Consider the following 17840-nt stretch of genomic DNA (forward strand, 5'->3'; position numbering starts at 1 on the left):
ATAATGCAGAAGGCCGCTATGATGCGTGTCAACATAGCGGCCACTATTTTTTCAGGCCTGGGGGTGGGTGGCAACTTGGGTTATCCTAAGGAGCCTGGTCCGCGGTTGGGTAGTGTCGCTTATTTTGTGGGTTAAGCACGGAGGGGCGGATAGACCGGGAAGAGATACTTGAAGGTGAATTGGGGCGGGCGGGCGGCGGACCGGGTCCTTTTGGTGGGGTGGGGGTGAATGAGGAGGGCTACCGGGAGGTGCTGGCGGTGGAGCCGGCGGGCAGGGAGAGGAAGGAAGGGTGGCGCAACCTGCTGAAGGGGCTTTTGGAGCGGGGGCTTCAGGGGGTGAGGCGGGTCATCTCGGACGACCACCCTTCCATCCGCCGGGCGGTGATGGCGAAGCTTCCCGGGGCGGGGTGGCGGCGGTGCGTGGCTCAAGCGATGGGGCGGGGCTTGTGGAGCGCCGCTATGCTGGAGGGGCTTTTTCGGGAGGTGAAGCGGCGGAGCGGGGTCGTGGGGGTGTTTCCCAACGAAGAGAGCCTGGCCGACCTGGCCACGGTGGTGATGCTCAGGGTCACGGAAGAGTGGGGGTTCAGGCGCCACATGGACATGACCCCGCTTTGGGCTGCGGAAGAGAAACCCACAAAAATCGCGACTTGATTCGTGGAGTGGCTGCAACGGACTTTTAGGGAGGAGTTTTATACCCGAGCTTTGCCCACGAGGGTGGGGGAGGTGCAGGCGGAGCTTGATACCTACCTGGACTACTACAACCGCAGGAGGCCCCCTTGGAGTTCTTGGCTAAGATACGGAGGGAGTCGGTTCCCCAAGGTGTCTCAAATGTGGTGGCCGAATACACATGGTTGCGCTCCGGCCTGGCAGCGTGTATCCTCTGGGCGTACCTCGGAGGTGGGCCATGCGTTGGCTGGTCGTAGCCTTTTTGTGGGGGATAGCCCTGGCGCAGAAGCCCCAGGTGCTCATCGGTACTGGAGGTGTGGGAGGGGTCTACTTTTACTACGGCACCGCGGTGGCGGAACTCTTCAACAAAGCGGGGGTGGTCCAGGCCCAGGCCATGCAGTCCGGGGGCTCCATCGAAAACCTCATGCTCCTCAGGGACCGCACGGACCCGGCGAAGGGCGTTTATTACTGCGGTACCGTGCTTCCGGATGCCGCTCTTATGGCCTACCAGGGGGAGGAGCGTTTCCAAGGGAAGCCTGCCCCCGTGAGGATTCTCTTCACCATGTACCCCAACTACTTTCACGTGGTAACCACGGAGGACAGCGGCATCCGCGTCCTTCAGGACCTGCGGGGCAAGAGGGTGTCCACGGAGGTGGCGGGAGGCATCATCGAGTACGAGGCCCGGACCCTGATGGGAGCCGCTATCCCCGGGTTCGATCCCAAGGTCCACTTCGCCAAGTGGGAGCGGGTACGGGTGGCCGAAAGCGCCCAGATGCTTTCGGAGGGCAATCTGGACGCCTTTTTCTGGTCTGGAGGGCTACCCACGGGGAGCATCCTGGAGCTTGCGGGTAGCCTGGCCCGTAAGGGGAAGCGGCTTTTCCTCGTGCCCTTGCTGAAGGAAAGCACCCCGGTGCAGGTGCTCATGCGCCGCTTCCCTGGGGTGGTGGACACCGGGGTCATCCCCAAAGGCATCTACAATACGCGCTACGACACGCCCACCTTGACCTTCTGGAACGCCTTTGTATGCCCAGCCAGCCTTCCTGAGGAGACAGCCTACGCTATGGTCAAGGCGGTCTTTGAAAACCTGCAGAGCCTCTACGCCGCCGTGGCCCCGGCCCGGGACACCACCTTGGAGAACGCGGTGCGCTCCCGGGGGGGTAGAGTGCCCTACCACGAGGGGGCGGTCCGCTATTTCCGGGAGCGGGGGGTGTGGCGCTAAGTACCCCGTCGTGGCTTGGGCCACGACGGGGACCCCAGAAAGACTTTGGGCATCGCCTATGCATCGGCACCTAGAAGGCTCGGATCTCCACCCCGGCTTCCTCCAAAGCCCTCCGCACCGCCCGTACCAACTCGGGGCCCCGGGGGTTGTCCCCGTGGATGCAAAGGGTCTCCGCCCGCACCGCCACTTCCCCGCCATCCAGGGCCTCCACCTTGCCTTCCAGGACCATCCTCAGGGCCCTGCGGGCGGCCTCTTCGGGATCGGTGATCCAGCTTCCCGGCAGAGAGCGGGGGGCGAGCTGGCCATTTTGCAGGTAGGCCCTTTCGGGAAAGGCCTCGAGGACCACCCTTAGGCCCGCTTTTCTGGCCTCCTCCTCGTACACGGTGCCGGGAAGCACCACCAAGGGCACCTCCGGGTCAAAGGCCTTCACCGCCTCGGCGATGGCCCGAGCGGTTTCCCGGTCCCGGCAGGCCTTGAGGTAGAGGGCCCCATGGGGCTTCACGTGGTGGAGCCTGAGGCCCTCCGCCCTTAGGAAGGCGTGGAGGGCCCCGATCTGGTAGAGCACGTCCGCATACACCTCCTCGGGGCTTAAGGCCATCTCCCGGCGGCCAAAGCCCACCAGATCAGGAAAGCCCGGATGGGCCCCCACCGCCACCCCATGGGCCTTGGCCAGGGCTACCGCCTCCCGCATCCGGCTTGGGCTTCCCCCGTGGAAGCCGCAGGCCAGGTTGACGGAGGTCACCAGGGGGAAGATCTCCTGGTCGTGACCGTAGGTGAAGGCCCCGTAGGATTCTCCGGCATCGGCGTTGAGGTCTATGAACATGGCCACCCCCTTACAGGGAAAGCTTAACCTCCCTTCCCCCATAGAAGAAGCCCAGCTCGGCCTGGGTTTCCGCCACAAAGGTGTTTCCCTTACGCACCAAAGGGACATCGTGCCCGGGGAGGATGCGCGGGCATTGCAGGATGCGCCCCCGTGTTTCCAGGGCTAGCTGGGGGTTCCAACAGGGGGGCGCAGGAGGGCCTTCCAGATCGAAGCGGCTCTTGAGCGCATCGCTCACCAAGGTTCCCACACCTTCTACCTCGAGGCCCAAAAGACCTGGGGTGTGCCCGGGCAGGTGAAGAAGACGGAGCCCTGGGAGAAGTTCTTCCTCCCCCTCGGTTACCTCGCGAATCCGCATTTGGTCCAGGAGGGGAAGAAGGGTGTAGAGGCAGGCGGGATCCTCGAGGGGATTTCGGGCTATCCTCTTTGCGTGTGTCCACTCCAGCTTGTGCAGAACGATCTCTGCCTGAGGGAAGAGGTCCACGTTGGCCGCGTGATCAAAATGGAGATGGCTTACCACCACGACCTCCACCCTCTCTGGGGGTATGCCTAGGTCTTTGAGGCGGTGATAAAGCCCCTCCCTTTCGCCGAAACCCAGGGTGTCGTAGAGAACCGTCCTGGATGCCAGGATCACGTAGGCGCTGGAGGCACCCAGGTAGCCGCGGTGGGTTCTTCCGGGAAAACCTGTCCACAAAGGGATGACCTGCATGTTATCCCCCGGTCATGGTTCGGGGTAGCCACGTGGCCATTTCCGGGAACAGCATGAGGAGAACCACCATGAGAAGCAGCACCCCCATGAAGGGAAGGGCATAGCGAGCGATGTGGAAGAGGTCCTCCCCGGTTAAGGACTGGATGACGAAAAGGTTGAAGCCCACGGGGGGAGTGATCTGGGCCAGTTCCACCATGATCACCAGATACACGCCGAACCACAAGGGGTCCACCCCGATGGCCTTCACCACGGGAAGGATCACGCTGATGGTGAGGACCACGATGGAGATCCCATCTAGAAACCACCCGAGAACGATGTAAACCAGGCTCAAGAAGAAGACGAGGGCCACGGGGGTGATCCCCGCCTCCACCGCCCAGGCGGCCAAGGCCCTGGGGATGCCGGTGAACCCCATGGCCAGGGTCAGGACCCCGGCCCCGGCCAGGATCAGGCCGATCATGCTGGTGGTGCGTATGGCCCCCATCAAGCTTTCAAAGAACATCCTGGGGGATAGCTCCCGGTTTAGCCCCGCCAGGAGGAGGGACCCCGCTACCCCTATGGCCGCCGCCTCCGTGGGGGTGGCTACCCCCAGGTAGATGGAGCCCAGGACCAGGAGGATGAGGAAAAGCACGGGGAAAACGGATAGAAGGCCGACCAAGCTTTGGCGCAGGGGCTTCCGGGGTTCCCGAGGTAGTTGGTGGCGATAGAGGAGGGCCAGAAGGGCCACCAGGAGCATGAAGAGCAAGGTTAAAACCACTCCTGGCACCACTCCAGCCATGAAAAGCCGGGCTACGGAAACCTCGGCCATGACCCCGTAGACGATCATGATGACGCTGGGGGGGATGAGGAAGCCTAGGGTTCCAGCCCCGGCCAAGGAGCCCAAGGCCAGGGGCTTGGGGTAGCCGCGGCGCAACAGCTCGGGCAGGGTAAACCGGCCCACGGTGGCGGTGGTGGCAGCGGAGGATCCGATGACGGCGGCGAAGAGGGCGCTGGCCACCACGTTCACGTGGAGAAGCCCCCCAGGAAGGCGGGAGAGAAGGGGGCTAAGCCCCTGGAAGAGCCCCTGGGCCAGCCTTGATCGGTAGAGGATTTCTCCCATCCAGACGAAGAGGGGCAGGGCTGCCAGGCTCCAGCCCGAGGTGCTGGTCCAAAGGGCGCTGGCCAGGTTGGGGCCAGTTGGGGCGGAGGTGAAGAAGGCAAGGGCTGCTAGGCCCACCAAGAGGAGGGCCAGGCCCACGTAGACCCCCAGGGCCAAGAGGGTGAAGAGGAGTAGGACCAAGAGGAGGCCCACTTCCAAGAGGCTCACGGGCGCACCCCCTTCAGGGCTTGCAGGAAGGCCTCGAGGAGGGCCAGGGCGAAGATGCTGAGGCCCACTGCCAGGAAGCTTTGGGGTAGCCAGAGGGGAAGGGGGAGAAGCCCTGGGGCCAGGTCTCCGTAGCGGAAGCTCTCCGCCACCCTAAGCCAGGCTTGAACGGAAGCATAAAGGGAGGTTAGGAATCCGAGCCCCAGGGCGAAGGTTTCCAGCGGGCGACGGGTTCTGGGGGGAAGCTTTTGCAAGAGAAGCCGCATCTGGATGTGCCCCCCAGCCCTCAGGGTGGGAGCAAGGCCCATGAAGATGAGCCCGGCGGTGGCGAAGCCGGCCATCTCCAGGGCCGAGGGCACCACGAAGCCCAGGTACCGCCCCACCACCTGGGCCAGGATCACCAGGAGGATAAAGAGGCCCATGAGGGCGGCCAGGAACTCCGCCAGGCGAAAGGCCACCCCCAGGGCCTTTTCCAGGAGGCTCATCGCCCCAGGTACTGGCGGTAGACCTTCACCCCTGTGGCCCCCACCTGTCGCTGCCACTCCAGGATCATGGTCTGGCCTACCTTCTTGAGGTCGGCCATGAGGGCGGGGGAGGGCTTTATTACCTGCATGCCCTTGGCGGCCAGGGTCTGGATGGCCTTTTCCTCCTGCTCCTGGCTCAGCCGCCAGCCCCGCTCCTCCGCCCGCCGGGCGGCCTGAAGGAGGGCCTCCCGGTCTTGGGCCGAGAGGCTTTCAAAGGCCCGCCGCCCGATCACCACCATGTTCTTAGGGATCCAGGCCTTGAGGTCGTAGAAGTAGCGGGCGAAGTCCCAGGCCTGGCTGTCCACCCCGGTCACGGGGGAGGTGATCATGGCCTCCACGATCCCGGTGGCGAAGGCCTGGGGAATGTCCGCGGCCTCCACCTGCACGGGTTGCATGCCGAGGAGCTCCGCCAACCGGGCGGTGGCGGGGTTGTAGGCCCTAAAGCGCACGCCCTTAAGGTCCTGGCCGGTGTTCACCGGGCGCTTGGTGTAAAGGCCTTGGGGCGGCCAGGGAACGGCGTAGAGGAAGACCACGCCCCTTTGGGCCAGCCACCGCTCCACCTCAGGGCGCTGGGCCTGGTAAAGCCTACGGGCTTCCTCGTAACTGGTGGCCACGAAGGGGATGGAGTCCAGGTTGAAGAGGGGATTCTCGTTGGCCAGGAGGGACATGAGCACCTCCCCCATCTGCACCTGCCCGTTCCTCACCGCGGGCAGGATCTGGGGGTGGGGGAAGAGGGAGCCCCCAGGGTGGACGGTGATCTTGAGCCGGCCTCCCGTGGCCTCCTCCACTTCCTTGGCGAACTGCTGAATGTTTTGCGTGTGGAAGTTGGCCGGGGGATACGGGGTGGCCATGTTCCAGGTCTGGGCCTGGGCTACAAGGGCCAAGAGGAAAAGCCAGGAAAGGAGCTTACGCATAACCATACACCTCCAAGGATTATGTTACCGCTTAGGCACCCGGTCCACGAACTCATTGGTGTACGTGCGCTTGAGATCGATCCGGGCCCGGGCCACATTGGGGTCAAAGGCGGAGAGCACGGTGAGGGGCCTTAGGGGAGCGGTGTCGCTGAAGCGGCCTGTGGGGGAGAAGGACTCCAGGGAGTTCCGGAGCACCTTCAGGTAGAGGGCCCGGTCCCCCAGGAAGTACTCCTCGGGGAGGACGGCGGCGATCTCCTCGGGGGTTTTGCCCTGCATCCACCGCAGGCCCCGCACCATGGCGTTCACCAGGCGCTGGGCGGTCTCGGGGTTCTTTTCCAGCCAGGCCCGGGTGGTGTAGAGGACGGCGGCAGGGTACTCCCCACCCAGTACCTCCCGGGTACCCCGAGTGGAGCGGCTGTCCGCCAGGACCTTGAGGAGGCCCCGCTCCTCCAGGAGGGTGATGGCGGGTTCCACGTTGGAGATGGCGTCCACCTGGCGGTTTTGCACCGCGGCCACCGCTTGGGCCCCCACGGAAACCCCGATCACGGACACATCCGTGGGCTTAAGCCCGTTTTTCACCAGGAGGTAGTTGAGGAAGAAATGGGTGGAGCTCCCTGGGGCGGTAACCCCCACCTTCCGCCCCTTAAGGTCGGCCACGCCCTTAACCTGGTCCGCTAGGTCCGCGCGCACCCCTAGGACGATGGCGGGGTACCGCCCCACCTGTACGAAGGCCACGATGTCCCGGCCCTGGGCCTGCATCTGGATGGTGTGGTCGTAGAAGCCCATCACCACCTCCACGCTGCCCCCGATGAGGGCCTGGAGGGCCCTCGAGCCCGCCTGCAGGTCCTGGATCACCACGTCCAGGCCTTCTTCCTTGAAGTATCCCAGGCGCTCCACCACGGTGAGGGGCAGGTAGACCACCGCGGTCTTCCCCCCCACCCCCAGGACCACCCGCTTGGGGCTGGCCTGGGCCTCCGCCAGGGGCGCCACCACCGCCAACAGGCCTATCAACGCCGCTACCGCTTTTCTTCCCATGCTCCCTCCTTTCCCTAGCCTTGAGCTCCCTCCGCCTTGGGGCGCCAGTGGACCAGCCGCCTTTCCACCTGGCCCACCAAGGCGTCCAGGACCAGCACGAAGACCATGAGGACCACCATCCCGGCGAAGACCCCGGTGGTGTCAAAGACCCCTTCCGCCTGGGCGATGAGGTAGCCCAGACCCGCGGCGCTCCCCAGGTACTCCCCCACCACCGCCCCGATGACGGCAAAGCCGATGGAGGTGCGCAAGGAGCTGAAGATCCAGCTGGCGGCCGCGGGCAGGTAGACGTGGCGGAGCAGGTGGCCTTGCCCCGCCCCAAGGAGCCTGGCGTTTTGCAGCACCACGGGGCTCACCTCCTTGACCCCCTGGTAGGTGTTGAAGAAGGCCACGAAGAAGACCAGGGTGATGCCCAGGGCCACCTTGGAGAGCACCCCCAGGCCAAACCAGAGGGTGAAGATGGGGGCCAGGACCACCCGGGGGATGGCGTTCAGAGCTTTGATGTAGGGGTCCAGGACCGCGGCCGCGCTGGGGGCCAAGGCCAGCCAAAGCCCCAGGGCCACCCCGAGAAGGGTGCCGAAGAGGAAAGCCAGGAGCATCTCCAGGGTGGTCACGTAGAGGTGGGGGTAAACCTCCCCGGTGCTGAACCACCGCCAGATCCGCTGGCCGATGTCCGAGGGCTTAGAGAAGAAGAAGGGGTCTATGCGGCCGGTCCTCGAGGCCCACTCCCACCAGGCGAGGAAGAGGAGGAGCAACCCCACCTGCCAAAGCCGTAGCCTAAGCCCCCGCATGGGCCCGCATCACCTCCCCCCTTAGGAGCTCCCAGATCTCCCGGTGCAGCCGCAAGAACTCCGGGGTGAGCCGGATCTCCGCCACATCCCGGGGTCGGGGGAGGGGGATGGGAAACTCCCCGATGACCCGGGAGCGGGGCCCCGCCGACATGACCACCACCCGGTCGGAAAGGGCGATGGCCTCCTCCAGGTCGTGGGTCACGAAGAGGACGGTTTTCCGGTCCTCCTGCCAGAGCCTGAGGAGCTCGTTTTCCATGAGCTGCCGGGTCTGCACGTCCAGGGCGGAAAAGGGCTCGTCCATGAGGAGGAGCCTGGGGTTGGCGATGAGCACCTGGGCCAGCCCCACCCGCTTGCGCATCCCCCCGGAAAGCTGGTGGGGGTAGTGGTGGGGAAAGCGCCCGAGCCCCACCTTCTCCAGCCAACTCCGCGCCCTTTCCCGGGCCTCCCTCCAGGGGGTGCCCCGGAAGACCAAGGGCAGGGCCACGTTGTCCAAGGCGGTCTTCCAGGGGAGGATGGCGTCCTGCTGGAAGAGGTAGCCTGCGGCCGGGTTCAGGCCCCTAAGGGGTTTCCCTTCCAGGAGGACCTCCCCATGGGAGGGGGCCAGGAGCCCTGCCGCCACGTTGAGGAGGGTGCTCTTGCCGCAGCCCGTGGGGCCCACCAGGCTCACGAACTCCCCTGGGGCCAGACGGAGGCTTACCCCTTCCACGGCCACGTAGGGGCCAAAGGCCACAGAGACCTGCCTAAATTCCAGAAAGCTCATGCGTAGTACTCGGGGTTGGGCTTTATACCCAAGGCGTTGAGCAGGCGGTTGGTGAAATTGAACATGGCCGCCACCTCCGCCGCCTCGAGGATGGCCTCATCGCTGAGACCCGCTTCCCTCAAGGGGGCGAGATCCTCCTCGGTCAAGGCGTGGTGCTGGTGCGTGACCTTGAGGGCAAACTCCACCAGGGCCCGCATCCTTTTAGGCATCTCCGCCCGGCGGGGGTTGGCGGCCAGGACCTCGGGGAGGACGGGGTCCCCGATGAGGTCCTCGAGGTAGCGCTTGTGGCTGGCCACGCAGTACTCGCACCGGTTTTCCCCGCTGATGGCGATGGCCATGGCCTCCCGCTCCTCACGGCTGAGGAGGCCCTCCCCCCGCATGAGGGCGTCGTAATAGTGGAACCAGAGGGGGAAGCGGGGGCTTAAGGCGAAGGCCCGGGCCACGTTGGGAACAAAGCCCGTCTTCTCCCGGAAGCGGGCGAAAAGCGCCCGCACCTCCTCGGGAAGCTCCTCCTCCTTGGGCACCCTGAGCCAGGAGATCACCATACCGCCACCGCCCGCACGGGCCCCCCGGAGGCCCCCCGGTGCTTGGGCCCGCCCACGAAGAGGAGCGCCCCAGCGGGGGGCACCTGGGCCAGGTTGGCCAGGTTTTCCAGGCCGTATTTTCCCGCCCCCAGGAGGGTGAGGTGGGCCTTGAAGTCCTTGGAGGGGCCAAAGTCCAGGGAGAGGGTGTCTACCCCCACCCCCACGATCTCCCGCTCCCGCACCAAGAACTCCGCCGCTTCGGGGGAGAAACCGGGGAAGTGCAGGGTGCCGGTGCTGTCTTGGTTCAAGAAGGCCTTGGGGTCTTTCCAACGGGTTTCCCAGCCGGAGTGCATGGCCACGAAGGCCCCTTTGGGGATACGGCCGTGCTGGCGCTCGTAGGCCAGGAGGTTGTCCACGGTCACCTGGGCGTCGGGGTTACGGGCGGCCTTCTCGTGGATGTGGATCACCGCCAAGGGAGCGATGAGGGTTTCCACGGGCAGTTTTTCCGCGGTGAGCCCCCCTTCCGCGAAGTGGGCGGGGGCGTCCATGTGGGTTCCGGAGTGCTCCCAGAAATCGATGCGGTTGCCGTAGTACCCGTTTTGCCGCACCGTGACCAGGGTGGTGATGCGCATGGGTTCAGCCCCGGGGAAGAGGGGGATCTCCGGGGAGAGCTCGTGGGTGAGGTCCACCGCCCGGCTAAAGGCCTTGCCCTGTACCTGCGCCTGGGCCACGGCCCGGCTAGCAAGAAGCCCCAGGCCCGCGCCCAACAGGGCCCTGCGGGAAATCTGCTTGGCCACTTCCTCCATCACCAGAGGGGCACACATGGTTTCCTCCTTTGTCAGGGGCAAGTTACCACGGGCCTGCAAAGGTATGCAAGCCTCTAACGCCGGGGGTCCAGGCGGTCCCGGAGCCCGTCCCCCAGGAGGTTGAAGCCCAAGACGGCCAGGGAAAGGGCCAGCCCAGGAACCAGGGCGGGGTAAGGGGAAAGGGGGAGAAAGCCCTGCGCCTCTCGGAGCATCCGGCCGAGGCTGGGCGCAGGGGGTTGGATCCCCAGGCCCAGGTAGGAGAGGGCGGCCTCGGCCAAAAGGGCGGCGGCGAAGGCCAGGCTGGCTTGGACCAGGAGGGGCCCCAGGAGGTTGGGAAAGAGGTGGCGGCGGATCACCCATGCTGGGCCGGCCCCCAGGGCCAAGGCGGCTTCCACGAAGGGGGTGGCTTTTAGGGCCATGGCCCCGGCCCGGGCTACCCGGAAGAAGGCGGGCACCATGGAAAGCCCCACCGCCAGCATGCTGCTCAGGACCCCCGGCCCCATGAGGGCGGCGAAGAGGAGGGCCAGGAGGAGGCCGGGGAGGGCGTAGAGGGCTTCCATGAGGAGGCTTAGGGCCCCATCCCAGTACCGCCCCAGGTAGCCGGCCACGAGGCCCAGGGCCACCCCCAGGGAGAAGCCCACGGACACGGCGATGCCCCCCACCAGAAGGGCGTTTTTGGCCCCGTGGAGGAGACGGGCCAGGAGGTCCCGGCCCAAGGGATCGGTGCCCAAGGGATGGGTGGGAGAAGGGGGGGCGAGGCGGTGGAGGAAGTCGGGGGCGTTGGGGTCCACGGGATAGAGGAGGGAGGCCAGGGCCAGGAGGAGGAAAAGGCCCACCAGGAGGCTGCCTACCAGGAGGCTTGGGCTGGGGCTACGCATACGTCACCCGCGGGTCCAAGAGGCCATAGAGGAGGTCCACCAGGAGGTTGAAGAGGACGATGAGGGCGGCCATGACCAGCACCAGGCCCTGGAGGAGAGGGTAGTCGCGGGCCTCGAGGGCCGTCAGAGCCAGGCTTCCCATGCCTGGCAGGGCGAAGACCACCTCCACCACCACCGCCCCGGTAAGGAGGAACCCTCCCTCCAGGCCCAGCACGGTGATCAGGGGAAGGCTTGCGGGCTTCAGGGCGTGCTTGATGAGCACCCAGGTCTCGGGGACCCCCTTGGCCCGAGCGGTGCGGATGTAATCCTGGCCCATCACCTCTAAGAGGCTTCCTCGGGCCATGCGGAAGAGGATGGCTGCCCGGGAAAGGGCCAGGGTGAGGGCGGGGAGGAAAAGGTGGCGGAGGGCTTCCCATGGATGGGAAAACCCTGGGAAGCCGCTGGCGGGGAAAAGGGGCAGGTGCACCGCCAGGGCGTAGAGGAGGACCACCCCCAGAAAGAAGGTGGGCACGGATTGCAAACAGGCCATAAGGCCGCTTAGGGCCAGGTCGCAAAGGGGAAACCTAAGGGCTAGAAGGGCCAGGGGTAAGGCCAGGAAAAGGGCGCCGCCAAGCCCCAGGAAGACGAGGCCCAGGGTGAGGGGGATCCGCTCGCCCAGGAGTTCGCCCACGGGCTTTCCGTAGCGGATAGACTCCCCCAGGTCTAAGCGGAGGGTGCGGGTGAGCCAGTCCGCATAGCGTTCCCAGGGGGGCTTGTCCAGGCCGAGGGCGCGTTCCAGGGCCTGCCGGGCAGCTGGCGAGGCCTCGAGGCCCAGGATGGCCTGCACCGGGTCCCCTGGGAGGAGGAGGAGGAAGGCGAAGACCAGGCTGGAGGCCAGCCACAGGGTAGCCAGGGCCAGGAGGACCCGCCTCAGGAGGAAGCTTCGCATCTAGCGGTTCAAGTACACCCGGGTCACGTTGAGGGTCGGGGTGGGCTGGTTCTGCCACCAGCCCATGACCTCCTTGCGCATGGCGGCGATGTAGGGGGCGTTCATCACCCAGAGGTTCACCGCATCCTGGGCGAGGAGGCGCTGCATCTCCTTCATGATCTCGCAGGCCCGCTTGGGGTCGGGGGTGCGCAGGTACCTGGTGTAGAGGTCGCGGAAGCGGGGGGAGTCGTAGCGGAAGTAATAATTGGGGTTGGCGTAGATGCCGATGTCGTGGGGCTCGGAGTGGCCGATGATGGTCATCTGGTAGTCAGCTCCCCGGAAGACCCTGGAAAGCCAGGTGGCCCACTCCACCACCTCCAGCCGCGCTTGGACCCCGATCTGGGAAAGCTGGGCAGCGATGGCCTCGCCAAGCCGCCTCTCGTAAGGATAGGGAGCGGCCAGGGTGAAGGTGAAGCGCAAGGGGTTGTTGGGTCCGTAGCCGGCCTCCTGCAACAGGGCCCGGGCCCGGGCTGGATCGTAGGGGTAGAAGCCGGAGAGATCCTCGTAGCAGCTCTCCCCCGGGGAACGGTGGCTGCCGATGGGGGTGCCAAAGCCCAGCATCACCCCCTCCACCAGGGCCTTTTTGTCCACGGCATGCTGGATGGCCCGCCGCACCCGGATGTCATTGAAGGGGGGGCGGCTGTTGTTCATGCCCACGGTGATCTCCGTGGTGGTAAAGCCCGTGATCACCTTGAAGTTGGGGTCCCGCTGGAGCACCAGGGCGTTTTCCGGGCTCACCCCGAGGCCGATCACCTGGATGTCCCCCGCCCGCAAGGCGGCAAGCTGGGCGTTTGGATCCGGCAGGAAACGGAAGAAGACCCGGTCCAGATAGGGGAGGCCGGGCTCATAGTATCCTTCAAACCGTTCCAGCCTCACCCCAACTCCCCGCTCCCAGGCCACGAACCGGAAAGGTCCGGTTCCAATGGGCTGGGTTTTCTGTTCCTCCACCCTGCCCTTGGGGCCGATCACGGAATCGGGGCGGGCCAGGTTGAAGAGGAAGTCCTGGTTGGGCTGGCGCAGGCGGAAGACCACAGTGTAGGGATCCTTGGCCTCCACGCTCTGGATGTCCTGGTAGTACTCGGGGTGGGTGTGGCCGGACTTGGGATCCCGGGCGCGGTTGAACTTAAAGACCACGTCCTCGGCGGTAAAAGGGGCACCGTTGTGGAAACGAACCCCCCGGCGCAGGTGGAAGGTCCAGGTCAGGCTGGAAGGGCTTCCTTGCCAGCGCTCGGCCAAGGCGGGGACGACCTCCCCCTTCTCGTTGAACTTCACCAGCCCCTGGAGGACGTTGTCGTAGAGCATGCGGGGAATCTCCTGGCTGGTAGAGGCCGTGGGATCCAGGACAGGAGGCTCGGCCAGGATGGCCACCCTAAGCTCCCCTCCTTTGGGCTGGGCCCAGGCCAGGCCCAGGCCCAGCAGAAGGAACCACGCCAACCGCTTCTTCATGTCTTCCCTCCCTTTCCCCATACTATGCCCGGAGGCGGTTACGCCAGGTAGAGCACCGCCAAGGCGGCGTAAACCCGGGCTGCCTGGACCACTTCCCTCAGGTCCACCCACTCGTCCACCTGGTGGGGCAGGGTTTTCCCCCCAGGGCCCATGACCACCACGGGAAGACCCGCCCATGCCTGGAGGAAGGTGCCGTCCGTAGCCCCGGGTACCCCGCCGTGGCGCACGGGAAGGCCGAGAAGCCTTAGGGCTTCCTCCGTTGCCTGCACCAAAGGATCCTCCCTGGGGGTCTCCATGGGGGGGCGGTCCTCCAGGACCTCCACCTGGGTTCCCGCCAGGGTCTGGATCCTGGCCACCGACTCCTCGTGGTCCAACCCCGGCACGGTGCGCACGTCCAAGGCCATCTCTGCTTCGGCGGGGATAACGTTAAGCTGCCCCTCCCCGGCGGTGGCCAGGATGCGGGTGGGGGTGAGGTAGGGAAGGCCCAGGAAGGGGTGGGAATGGACTTCCTGGAGCTCCCGTTGGAGGCCTTCCAGCTCGAGGATGAAGCGGGCTGCCTTGGGTATAGGGTTTTCCCCGGCGTAGGGCATGGCCCCGTGGGCCATGCGTCCGGGGAAGCGAAGGGATAGGCGCATGGCTCCCTTCTGCCAGAGGCAGACCTCCATGGCCTCAGGCTCGGCCACCAAGGCTCCACGGAAGCCTCGCGCCAGCCCTCCTCTCACGAAGGCCTTCACCCCCAGCATCATTCCCTCCTCATCGGCCAAAGCGGCGAGGCGTAGGGGGTACCGGGGCTGGCCTAGGGCGCGCTTCACCGCCAGCAGGGCTCCTATCAAGGCGGCGAGGCCTCCCTTCATGTCACAGGCTCCTCGGCCGTACAGCCTGCCTCCCTCCACCACCCCTTCGTAGGGAGGGTAGCGCCATAGGTTTTCTGGGCCGGGGGTGGCCACATCGGTGTGCCCCTCGAGGATCAACCCCCCCTCCCCTTCCCCCAGGTCCACAACCAGATTGGGCCGGCCCAAAGCCGCCTCCTGCCGGAAGGGGCGGAAACCCCATTCCCTCAGGTACTCCTCCAGGAAGGCCACCACCCCCTCTTCCCCGGGTCCGGGATAGTGGCTTGGAATCCGCACCAGGGCTCTTAGGAGCTTCACCACTTCCTTCTCGTCCACCGCTTCCGCCGCCAGGAGGGCCTTTTCCATATGGGGTTCCCGAGGGGATTATACCGCAGTATGCTGGCCTAAACGAAAGGAGGTGGCGGTGAACTACCGGCAACTTTTCGACCTAGGAGGGCAGGTGGCTTTGGTGGTGGGAGCGGCCTCCGGAATCGGGCGGGCCACCGCGGAGGCCCTGGCGGCCTTTGGGGCTAAGGTGGTGCTGGCGGACCGGGATGAAGCCGGTCTAGAGGAGGTCCTAAGGGCCGTCCGCGCCCAGGGAGGAGCAGCGGAGGCCCATCCTCTGGACCTGGCGGCCAAGGGAGAGGCTGAAGCCTTGGTGGAAAGGGTGCGCCAAACCCATGGCCGGCTGGACACCCTGGTCTCCACCCCGGCCATCAACGTGCGCAAGCCCCTTCTGGACTACACCGACGAGGAGATCGACCGGGTGGTGGACCTGAACCTGAAGGGAACCTTGCGGCTTTTAAGGGCTGGGGGACGGGTGATGCGGGAGCAGAGGGGGGGGAGCCTCATCGCCTTTGCCTCCATAAGGGCCCTGGTGGTGGAACCAGGGCAAGGGGTTTATGCGGCCACCAAGGCGGGGATCCTCCAGATCATGCGCACCCTGGCCGCGGAGCTGGGCCCTTTTGGCGTGCGGGCCAACGCCATTGCCCCTGGGCCCATAGAAACTCCCCTCACCGCTCCCATCAAAGCCCATCCCGATTGGTACCGGGCCTATGCGGAGAAAACCGCCCTCTTGCGCTGGGGAAAGCCCGAGGAGGTGGCCATGGCGGTGGTGTTCCTGGCCTCGCCGGCTTCCAGCTACGTGACCGGCACCCTCTTCCTGGTGGATGGGGGCTGGACGGCGGTGGACGGGCGGTTTACCCCGCCCCTTTAGCCAAGCTGAGCCCTAGCCCTTCAGGGCCACCAGGACCATCCGGCGCTTGATGAGGGTGTGGTCCCCTGGCCCTTCCCGGACCACCAGGGGGCGGGTCCCGGGGGAAGCCTGGGCCAGAACTTCCTCCACCCGCTTCGCTTCCCACCCCTCCGGGCCCAGGGGATAGAGCCACTCAGGCCAGGCGACTTCCTCCTCAAACGCCTCCGGGTGGAGGGGGCTTAAGCCCGCCTCTGCCATTCCTCCACGGTGTACGCCCGCACGTGGGAGTTGTCCCGGGCGGCCTCGAGGGCGTTGAAGAGTTGGGCGGCCTCTGGGTTTTCCGGGGCCACCATGTCGGCGATTCCCAGACAGCCTCCTGGCTTCAGCACCCTGGCCATCTCGGCTAAGGCCCTGGCAATGCGGGGAAAGTGATGGGCGGCCCTACGGGTGGTGACCAGATGGAACTCCCCCTCAGGAAAGGGCAAGGATTCGGCGTCTCCCACCAGGAAGCGGACATTGCCCAAGCCCCGTTCGCGGTCCGCCTGGCTGAAAGGTATGGCCATTTCTGGGGTCAGGTCGATCCCGATGACTTCCCGCACAAAAGGGGCCAGGGCCAAGGCCGTGTGGCCGGGACCCGTGGCCACATCCAGGGCTCTTTCCGAGGACCTTTGTTCTAAAAGCTCCAGTAACCTCTTCAGGTCGCGGCCCCCGGCGTGGCTGATGCTTTGGGCATACCCGTGGGCGTGGCGGGAGAAAAAGCTCCGGGCCAGCTCCTTCTGGTCCTTGCTCGCGGCTTCCTCCGGGTTTCATTTTACGTCCGGATGTTGACGAGGGCCTGGTGGCCCCTTAGGCTGAAGGTTGAGCGGGAAGGAGGAGCGTATGAAGCGATGGGTGGTTTGGTTGTTGGCGTTCCTGGGCTTGGCCGTAGCCCAGGACCGGGCCCAGGTGCTGGTTTACGGCGGGGATTGGACGGACCTGATCACCCTGGATCCCCAGGTGGTCTACGAGTTCAGCGGGGTGATGATCGCCGATAACCTCTACGAAACCCTGGTGCGTTTTGAGGGGAACGACCTCTCCACCCTGCGCCCGGGCCTAGCGGAAAGCTGGAAGGTGGAAAGAGGCACCACGGACTGGATCCTTACCTTCAAGCTTCGCAAGGGGAGCAGGTTCTCCACCGGACGGGAAGTGACGGCCAAGGACGTGGTCTACAGCTTTGAGCGGGCCCTGGCCTTGAAGGGCCCCGGCTCCTTCCTCTTCACCGAGATCGCCCAGCTCAAGCCGGGGGCGACCAAGGCCCTGGACCCCTACACGGTGGAGGTGCGCATCCCCAAGGCCGCTTCGCCACAGTCCTTCCTCTCCATCCTTACCTTTACCCTGGGGGGCATTGTGGACTCGGAGGAGGCCCAGAAAAACGCTAAGGGGAACGATTACGGCAAAGATTTCCTCACCAACAACTCCGCTGGGTCCGGCCCTTACCGCCTGGTGCGCTGGGACCGGGGAAACCAGGTGATCCTCGAGGCCAACCCCTACGCCCGCATCAAGCCCAAGGTCCAGCGGGTGGTTCTGCGCTACATCCAGGAGCCCGCGGTTCTCCGCACGGCCTTGGAGTCCGGGGAGATCGACATCGCCGAGGGGCTCACGCCAGAAGCCCTGAGGGCCATCGCCGCCAACCCTCGCTTCAAAGTGGTGCGGGCGGAAACCCTGCGCCTTCAGTACCTGGCCATGAACATGAAGCCGGGAAGTCCCTTCGCCAACCCTAAGGTGCGGGAGGCGGTCCGCTGGGCGGTGAACCAGGACGAGTTGGTGCAGGGCCTGCTCCAGGGCAATGGCGTCAAGATGCAAACCTTCATCCCCAAGGGCCTTCTGGGGTATAACCCCACTACGCCCTACAAGTACGATCCCGCCCGGGCCAGGAAGCTCCTGGCCGAGGCGGGCTACCCTCAGGGGCTGGACTTTGAGCTTCTGGCCAGCACCGGCATCTGCGGGGGCGGGGTACCCTGCCCGGACGTGGCGGCCAAGGTACAGGCGGACATGGCCAAGGCGGGCCTGAGGGCCAGGATCCGTACCATCGCTAACGCCGAGCTCCTCGCCACCTACCGGGCGCAGAACCACCAGATGGTCCTGGCGGGCTGGAGCCCCGACTTCCCCGACCCCGACGGCAACGCCACCCCCTGGTCCGACTTCAACGCGCGCTCCCTGGCCTGGCGCAACAGCTACAACGACGAGGTGGCGGCCAAGCTGGCCCGGCAGGCGGCCCTCGAGGCTGAACCGGAAAAGCGCAAGGCCCTGTACAGGATCCTCACGGAGAAGGTTTTGCGTGAAGGGCCCTACGTGGTCCTCTACCAACCCGCCCAGCCCATCGGCCTTTCGGCCAAGGTGGAGGGCTTCCTGAAGAACCCCATGATGTCTGTCCCCCTCTGGCAGGTGAGCAAGCAGCCCTAGGGCTTTGGGGTATAGTTA

Annotated in this window: 20 protein-coding genes and 1 pseudogene; 5 read left to right on the forward strand and 16 right to left on the reverse strand. The window is 65.7% G+C overall.

What is annotated here, in order from left to right:
- The first annotated feature begins 224 nt into the window (after nucleotides 1-224).
- The 3 genes and pseudogenes from C2847_RS09610 (at nucleotide 225) to C2847_RS09620 (ending at nucleotide 1884) form a co-directional block, all read left to right on the forward strand.
- Entirely contained in the window at nucleotides 225-650 is a 426-nt protein-coding gene (locus C2847_RS09610; RefSeq protein ID WP_128415165.1) for a transposase, read from the forward strand.
- A 3-nt stretch (nucleotides 651-653) separates the two neighbouring features.
- Nucleotides 654-922, forward strand: a pseudogene (locus tag C2847_RS09615) (integrase core domain-containing protein); the annotation flags it as partial.
- Entirely contained in the window at nucleotides 904-1884 is a 981-nt protein-coding gene (locus tag C2847_RS09620) for a TAXI family TRAP transporter solute-binding subunit (RefSeq protein WP_105318142.1), read from the forward strand. The pseudogene C2847_RS09615 and the gene C2847_RS09620, both read left to right, overlap by 19 nt.
- 70 nt (nucleotides 1885-1954) lie before the next feature.
- Here C2847_RS09620 and C2847_RS09625 read toward each other — a convergent pair whose 3' ends face one another.
- Genes C2847_RS09625 through C2847_RS09690 form a run of 14 tightly spaced genes read right to left on the reverse strand, consistent with a single transcriptional unit; the run spans nucleotide 1955 to nucleotide 14551 of the window.
- The gene (locus tag C2847_RS09625) at nucleotides 1955-2707 is read right to left on the reverse strand and encodes a LamB/YcsF family protein (RefSeq protein ID WP_105318143.1); all 753 of its coding nucleotides are present in this window, start codon (nucleotides 2705-2707) and stop codon (nucleotides 1955-1957) included.
- Between the two features lie 10 nt (nucleotides 2708-2717).
- Nucleotides 2718-3413 (reverse strand): MBL fold metallo-hydrolase, encoded by a 696-nt coding sequence (locus C2847_RS09630; RefSeq protein WP_105318144.1) that lies wholly within the window; start codon nucleotides 3411-3413, stop codon nucleotides 2718-2720.
- A gap of 1 nt (nucleotide 3414) precedes the next feature.
- Nucleotides 3415-4716: a TRAP transporter large permease gene (locus C2847_RS09635; protein ID WP_105318145.1), complete on the reverse strand. Its 1302-nt coding sequence runs from the start codon at nucleotides 4714-4716 to the stop codon at nucleotides 3415-3417.
- Nucleotides 4713-5198 (reverse strand): TRAP transporter small permease, encoded by a 486-nt coding sequence (locus tag C2847_RS09640; RefSeq protein WP_105318146.1) that lies wholly within the window; start codon nucleotides 5196-5198, stop codon nucleotides 4713-4715. The genes C2847_RS09635 and C2847_RS09640 overlap by 4 nt, the downstream gene beginning before the upstream one ends.
- A complete protein-coding gene (locus C2847_RS09645; RefSeq protein ID WP_105318147.1) occupies nucleotides 5195-6151 on the reverse strand; it encodes a TRAP transporter substrate-binding protein in 957 nt (318 codons plus the stop codon). The genes C2847_RS09640 and C2847_RS09645 overlap by 4 nt, the downstream gene beginning before the upstream one ends.
- A 24-nt stretch (nucleotides 6152-6175) precedes the next feature.
- Nucleotides 6176-7186, reverse strand: coding sequence for an ABC transporter substrate-binding protein (locus tag C2847_RS09650; protein ID WP_244187415.1), 1011 nt, complete (start codon nucleotides 7184-7186; stop codon nucleotides 6176-6178).
- Between the two features lie 14 nt (nucleotides 7187-7200).
- Entirely contained in the window at nucleotides 7201-7974 is a 774-nt protein-coding gene (locus C2847_RS09655) for an ABC transporter permease (RefSeq protein ID WP_105318148.1), read from the reverse strand.
- Nucleotides 7961-8734 carry an ABC transporter ATP-binding protein gene (locus C2847_RS09660; protein ID WP_105318149.1) on the reverse strand — a complete coding sequence of 258 codons (774 nt, stop codon included), beginning with the start codon at nucleotides 8732-8734 and terminating at the stop codon, nucleotides 7961-7963. Before C2847_RS09660 ends, C2847_RS09655 begins: the two co-directional genes overlap by 14 nt.
- The gene (locus tag C2847_RS09665; protein ID WP_105318150.1) at nucleotides 8731-9279 is read right to left on the reverse strand and encodes a peroxidase-related enzyme; all 549 of its coding nucleotides are present in this window, start codon (nucleotides 9277-9279) and stop codon (nucleotides 8731-8733) included. The genes C2847_RS09660 and C2847_RS09665 overlap by 4 nt, the downstream gene beginning before the upstream one ends.
- The gene (locus tag C2847_RS09670; protein ID WP_105318151.1) at nucleotides 9273-10082 is read right to left on the reverse strand and encodes a cyclase family protein; all 810 of its coding nucleotides are present in this window, start codon (nucleotides 10080-10082) and stop codon (nucleotides 9273-9275) included. The genes C2847_RS09665 and C2847_RS09670 overlap by 7 nt, the downstream gene beginning before the upstream one ends.
- 56 nt (nucleotides 10083-10138) lie before the next feature.
- Nucleotides 10139-10942 (reverse strand): ABC transporter permease, encoded by an 804-nt coding sequence (locus C2847_RS09675; RefSeq protein ID WP_105318152.1) that lies wholly within the window; start codon nucleotides 10940-10942, stop codon nucleotides 10139-10141.
- Complete coding sequence (locus C2847_RS09680; protein ID WP_105318153.1) at nucleotides 10935-11870, reverse strand: ABC transporter permease; 936 nt, start codon at nucleotides 11868-11870, stop codon at nucleotides 10935-10937. The genes C2847_RS09675 and C2847_RS09680 overlap by 8 nt, the downstream gene beginning before the upstream one ends.
- Nucleotides 11871-13355 carry an ABC transporter substrate-binding protein gene (locus C2847_RS09685; RefSeq protein ID WP_105318154.1) on the reverse strand — a complete coding sequence of 495 codons (1485 nt, stop codon included), beginning with the start codon at nucleotides 13353-13355 and terminating at the stop codon, nucleotides 11871-11873.
- 38 nt (nucleotides 13356-13393) lie between these two features.
- A complete protein-coding gene (locus C2847_RS09690) occupies nucleotides 13394-14551 on the reverse strand; it encodes a M20 family metallopeptidase (RefSeq protein ID WP_105318155.1) in 1158 nt (385 codons plus the stop codon).
- Between the two features lie 58 nt (nucleotides 14552-14609).
- On the opposite strand from C2847_RS09690, the gene C2847_RS09695 reads away from it, so the two are divergent.
- Nucleotides 14610-15401, forward strand: a complete 792-nt coding sequence (locus C2847_RS09695) for an SDR family NAD(P)-dependent oxidoreductase (protein ID WP_105318156.1) — start codon at nucleotides 14610-14612, stop codon at nucleotides 15399-15401.
- 12 nt (nucleotides 15402-15413) lie between these two features.
- Here C2847_RS09695 and C2847_RS09700 read toward each other — a convergent pair whose 3' ends face one another.
- Nucleotides 15414-15638, reverse strand: a complete 225-nt coding sequence (locus C2847_RS09700) for a hypothetical protein (RefSeq protein ID WP_105318157.1) — start codon at nucleotides 15636-15638, stop codon at nucleotides 15414-15416.
- On the reverse strand, nucleotides 15620-16150 hold the full coding sequence (locus tag C2847_RS09705; RefSeq protein WP_105318158.1) for a methyltransferase domain-containing protein: 531 nt from the start codon (nucleotides 16148-16150) through the stop codon (nucleotides 15620-15622). Before C2847_RS09705 ends, C2847_RS09700 begins: the two co-directional genes overlap by 19 nt.
- Before the next feature lie 109 nt (nucleotides 16151-16259).
- On the opposite strand from C2847_RS09705, the gene C2847_RS09710 reads away from it, so the two are divergent.
- On the forward strand, nucleotides 16260-17822 hold the full coding sequence (locus tag C2847_RS09710) for an ABC transporter substrate-binding protein (RefSeq protein ID WP_105318159.1): 1563 nt from the start codon (nucleotides 16260-16262) through the stop codon (nucleotides 17820-17822).
- Nucleotides 17823-17840: the final 18 nt, after the last annotated feature.

Source organism: Thermus tenuipuniceus, from assembly GCF_002964845.1.
Classification (GTDB): domain Bacteria; phylum Deinococcota; class Deinococci; order Deinococcales; family Thermaceae; genus Thermus; species Thermus tenuipuniceus.